This window comes from Streptomyces sp. NPDC060209 (assembly GCF_042728155.1).
GTDB lineage: Bacteria > Actinomycetota > Actinomycetes > Streptomycetales > Streptomycetaceae > Streptomyces.
The window spans coordinates 1-5,206 of sequence record NZ_JBHWZS010000448.1; the positions used below are offsets into that span (position 1 = coordinate 1).

A 5,206-nucleotide genomic window follows, 5' to 3' on the forward strand; every position below is an offset into this window, starting at 1 on the left:
GCACATGGTGCGGCGCCGGACGCGATGGAGCTGAAGGTGTCCGGAGGATCCTCCGGACCGGCTCAGACGTTGACGCCGAAGTCCTGCGCGATGCCGCGCAGACCCGAGGCGTACCCCTGGCCGATGGCACGGAACTTCCACTCCGCGCCGTTGCGGTAGAGCTCGCCGAAGACCATGGCGGTCTCCGTCGAGGCGTCCTCGCTCAGGTCGTAGCGGGCGAGCTCGCTGTTGTCCGCCTGGTTCACCACGCGGATGTACGCGTTGCGCACCTGACCGAAGCTCTGCTGACGGCTCTCGGCCTCGTAGATCGAGACCGGGAAGACGATCTTGTCGACGTCGGCCGGGACGCCGGCCAGGTTGACTTTGATGACCTCGTCGTCGCCCTCGCCCTCACCGGTGAGGTTGTCACCGGTGTGCTCGACCGAGCCGTCGGGGCTCTTGAGGTTGTTGAAGAAGACGAAATTCCCGTCGCTGCCGACCTTGCCCTCGGCGTTCGTCAGCAGAGCGCTGGCGTCGAGGTCGAAGTCACCGCCGGTGGTCGTACGGGCATCCCAGCCCAGACCGACGATGACCGCGGTCAGGTTCGGCGCGGCCTTGGTCAGCGAGACGTTGCCGCCCTTGCTGAGGCTGACTCCCACGAGTCCTCCAAAAGTTTTGAGAGGGCCGGCAGACACCAGCGCCCCCGTCGTGCGTTGGCATAGGATCAACGATTGGATCCTAGTGACCGGTTCCCGGCCAAAACAGGCTTTTGGCCGGTCGCGGCCAGGAGATCCCCGGATCCGACAGGCCGCAAACCCCGGATCCCGCACATCACGGCCCCGGATCACGAGCGGGGCCTGCCCCGGGGGCCTCCGCGGGAAACCGGACGGAGCCGGCCCCCGGCCCTCCCCGGATCAGATCGAGTCGAGTGCCTTGATGTAGTCGTTCAGGTCACGCGCGTCCGGCAGGCCGTTGACGACGGTCCAGCGGACGACGCCCTCCTTGTCGATGACGAAGGTCCCGCGCACCGCGCAGCCCTTGTCCTCGTCGAAGACGCCGTACGCCCGCGAGACCTCCCCGTGCGGCCAGAAGTCCGAGAGCAGCGGGTACTCGAGGCCCTCCTGCTCGGCGAAGACGCGCAGGGTGTGGATCGAGTCGTTGGACACGGCGAGCAGCTGGGTGTCGTCGTTCTCGAACTTCGGCAGTTCGTCGCGGAGCGCGCACAGCTCCCCCGTGCAGACGCCGGTGAAGGCGAATGGGTAGAAGAGCAGCACCACGTTCTTGGCGCCGTGAGAACCCTGGAAATCGGAGAGCTTCACGGTCCGCCCGTGGTTGTCCTTCAGCTCGAAATCCGGAGCCTGCGTGCCGACCTCGATCGCCATGTAAAACGCTTCCCTTCACAAACGTCGCACTTCCCCGGCCTGGGCCGTCCGGGTGACACCCACCCTACGCAGAGTCCCCCGAGGGACCTGGGCGGCCCGCGGCGGCACGTACGAAGGCCCCCGGCGGCGTGGTGCCGTCGGGGGCCTCGATGGTGATGAAAGAGCTCAGCGCTTGGTCTTGGCCCCCTTGGGGGTGACCAGACGGCTGCCCGTCCAGTCCTTGCCCGCGCTGATGCTCTTGGTCTGGGCGAGACCAGCTGTCTGGGCAGCCTCGTTGATGTCGCTCGGCTCGACGTATCCGTCTCGGCCGGTCTTGGGCGTCAGTAGCCAGACCGCCCCACCGTCCTCGATCAGACCAATGGCATCCACCAGCGCGTCCGTAAGGTCGCCGTCCTCGTCGCGGAACCAGAGCAGGACGACGTCAGCGACGTCGTCGTAGTCCTCGTCGACGAGTTCCTGGCCGATTGTGGCCTCAATGCCCTCACGGAGCTCCTGCTCGACGTCGTCGTCGTAGCCGATCTCCTGGACCACCTGTCCGGGCTCGAACCCAAGCCTTGCGGCCGTGTTGGTCCGTTCCTCCGCGTGGTCCGCGGTCGCGCTCACGGGTTGCCTCCTGATCATGTTTCGGAAAATGCTTCAGCCACGCGCGTGCGCGGGGCGTTGGCCGTAGTCCACACGGGCTCGGCGAATCGCGCAAGTACCCGGCGTCCGAGACCGCCTAAACGGTGACGTTCCCTGCCACGTCGCCGCAACTTCCGGCATGTCTCCTGCGGGGCCGGAAATGGTGTCCGGACCCTTTACGTCCTTCCTCAGCTTATGCCGTTTCGCTCCGCCATTCGGATTCGAACGGGCTTTGGGAACGCTTGGCCGGGTTGGGCGTATGGTTGCGGTTTGGGCAGGACAGCCCTCGCGCTGCTGGTACTCGTGCCCGGACACGGCGTCCGGGAACCTTGCGTTACCCCGCAGTAGAGATGACGTTTAGGTCTTCGCGGTACACGATGGAGGCGGCGTACAGCCGCCGTCCCGGGGGTACGTTCCCCGCAACCAGGCCCCGAAGAGCACCACCGAACAGCGAAGGAACAGCGTGGCTTCCGCATCCGATCGCAACCCGATCATCATTGGCGGCCTTCCGAGCCAGGTCCCGGACTTCGATCCCGAAGAGACCCAGGAATGGCTCGACTCCCTCGACGCCGCCGTCGACGAGCGCGGCCGGGAGCGGGCCCGCTATCTGATGCTCCGGCTCATCGAGCGCGCGCGCGAGAAGCGCGTGGCCGTGCCCGAGATGCGCAGCACCGACTACATCAACACGATCGCCACGAAGGACGAGCCGTTCTTCCCCGGCGACGAGGAGATCGAGCGCAAGGTCCTCAACGCGACCCGGTGGAACGCCGCGGTGATGGTCTCCCGCGCCCAGCGTCCCGGGATCGGTGTCGGCGGCCACATCGCCACCTTCGCGTCCTCCGCCTCGCTGTACGACGTGGGCTTCAACCACTTCTTCCGCGGCAAGGACGACGGCCGGGGCGGCGACCAGATCTTCTTCCAGGGACACGCGTCCCCGGGCATCTACGCACGCGCCTTCCTCCTCGACCGGCTGAGCGAGGCGCAGCTCGACGGCTTCCGGCAGGAGAAGTCGAAGGCGGGACACGCGCTGTCCAGCTACCCGCACCCGCGGTCGATGCCGGACTTCTGGGAGTTCCCGACCGTCTCGATGGGCCTCGGCCCGCTCGGCGCGATCTACCAGGCGCGGATGAACCGCTACATGGAGGCGCGCGGCATCGCCGACACCTCCGCTTCGCACGTCTGGGCCTATCTCGGCGACGGCGAGATGGACGAGCCGGAGTCGCTCGGCCAGCTCTCCATCGCCGCCCGTGAGAGCCTGGACAACCTCACCTTCGTGGTGAACTGCAACCTCCAGCGCCTCGACGGGCCGGTACGCGGCAACGGCAAGATCATCCAGGAGCTGGAGTCACAGTTCCGCGGCGCCGGCTGGAACGTCATCAAGCTGGTCTGGGACCGCACCTGGGACCCGCTGCTCGCGCAGGACCGCACGGGCATCCTGGTCAACAAGCTGAACACCACTCCGGACGGCCAGTTCCAGACGTACGCCACCGAGACCGGCGCGTACATCCGCGAGCACTTCTTCGGTGACGACCCGCGGCTGCGGGACATGGTCAAGGACATGTCCGACCACCAGATCCTGCACCTGGGGCGCGGCGGTCACGACCACAAGAAGGTCTACGCGGCGTACGCGGCGGCCAAGGCCCACAAGGGCCAGCCGACCGTGATCCTGGCGCAGACGGTCAAGGGCTGGACGCTGGGTCCGAACTTCGAGGGCCGCAACGCGACCCACCAGATGAAGAAGCTCACGGCCGACGACCTCAAGCGCTTCCGCGACCGGCTGCACATCCCGATCGCGGACAAGCAGCTGGAGGATGGCAACCCGCCGTACTACCACCCGGGCCGCGACTCGGAAGAGATCCAGTACATGCACGACCGCCGCAAGGGTCTGGGCGGTTACGTCCCGACGCGTGTGGTGCGAGCCAAGCCGCTGCCCCTCCCCGACGAGAAGGCGTACGCGACCGCGAAGAAGGGGTCGGGTCAGCAGTCGATCGCCACTACCATGGCGTTCGTCCGCGTCCTGAAGGAACTCATGCGGGACAAGGAGATCGGCAAGCGCTTCGTGCTGATCGCGCCCGATGAGTACCGCACCTTCGGCATGGACGCGTTCTTCCCGAGTGCGAAGATCTACAACCCGCTCGGTCAGCAGTACGAGTCCGTGGACCGCGAGCTCCTTCTTGCGTACAAGGAGTCGCCGACCGGACAGATGCTGCACGACGGCATCTCCGAGGCCGGCTGCACGGCCTCGCTGATCGCCGCGGGTTCGGCGTACGCCACGCACGGTGAGCCGCTCATCCCTGTCTACGTCTTCTACTCGATGTTCGGTTTCCAGCGCACCGGTGACCAGTTCTGGCAGATGGCCGACCAGCTCTCGCGCGGTTTCGTGCTGGGTGCGACCGCCGGCCGTACGACTCTGACCGGTGAGGGTCTGCAGCACGCGGACGGTCACTCGCAGCTGCTCGCGTCGACGAACCCGGCCTGTGTCTCCTACGACCCGGCGTTCGGGTACGAGATCGCGCACATCGTGAAGGACGGTCTGCGCCGGATGTACGGCGGGACGCCTGACGAGAACGAGGACGTCTTCTACTACCTCACCGTCTACAACGAGCCGATCCAGCACCCCGCCGAGCCCGCCGATGTGGATGTCGAGGGCATCCTCAAGGGCGTGCACCGCTACCGCAGCGGCGAGAAGGGGCAGATTCCGGCCCAGATCCTGGCGTCCGGCGTGGCGGTCCCGTGGGCGGTCGAGGCCCAGCAGATCCTCGCCGACGAGTGGAACGTGAAGGCGGACGTCTGGTCGGCGACCTCCTGGAACGAGCTGCGCCGTGAGGCCGTGGAGGTGGAGCGCCACAACCTGCTCCACCCGGAGGAGGAGCAGCGCGTTCCCTATGTGACGGAGAAGCTCTCCGGCTCCGAGGGCCCGTTCGTGGCGGTCTCGGACTGGATGCGTTCCGTGCCCGACCAGATCTCGCGCTGGGTGCCCGGCGCGTACCAGTCGCTGGGTGCCGACGGCTTCGGCTTCGCCGACACCCGGGGTGCGGCCCGCCGCTACTTCCACATCGACGCGCAGTCGATCGTGCTCGCGGTGCTGACCGAGCTGGCGAAGGAAGGCAAGATCGACCGTTCGGCGCTGAAGACGGCGCTCGACCGCTACGAACTGCTGGACGTGGCGGCCGCGGGCCCCGGCCCGGCCGGCGGCGACGCGTAACACCCCTGGCAGGAACAGG

4 protein-coding genes are annotated in these 5,206 nt (G+C 67.2%); 1 reads left to right on the plus strand and 3 read right to left on the minus strand.

What is annotated here, in order from left to right:
* Window positions 1–62: 62 nt before the first annotated feature.
* The 3 genes from ACFWFI_RS40755 to ACFWFI_RS40765 all read right to left on the minus strand — a co-directional run bounded on the left by ACFWFI_RS40755 (window position 63) and on the right by ACFWFI_RS40765 (window position 1,964).
* A complete protein-coding gene (locus tag ACFWFI_RS40755) occupies window positions 63–638 on the minus strand; it encodes a TerD family protein (protein ID WP_124276684.1) in 576 nt (191 codons plus the stop codon).
* A 255-nt stretch (window positions 639–893) separates the two neighbouring features.
* Window positions 894–1,361 (minus strand): peroxiredoxin, encoded by a 468-nt coding sequence (locus ACFWFI_RS40760; protein ID WP_387400703.1) that lies wholly within the window; start codon window positions 1,359–1,361, stop codon window positions 894–896.
* 165 nt (window positions 1,362–1,526) lie between these two features.
* A complete protein-coding gene (locus ACFWFI_RS40765) occupies window positions 1,527–1,964 on the minus strand; it encodes a DUF3052 domain-containing protein (protein ID WP_387400705.1) in 438 nt (145 codons plus the stop codon).
* A gap of 481 nt (window positions 1,965–2,445) precedes the next feature.
* Between ACFWFI_RS40765 and aceE the strand changes: the two genes are divergently transcribed.
* A complete protein-coding gene (aceE, locus tag ACFWFI_RS40770; RefSeq protein ID WP_387400707.1) occupies window positions 2,446–5,187 on the plus strand; it encodes a pyruvate dehydrogenase (acetyl-transferring), homodimeric type in 2,742 nt (913 codons plus the stop codon).
* The last annotated feature ends 19 nt before the right edge of the window (window positions 5,188–5,206 follow it).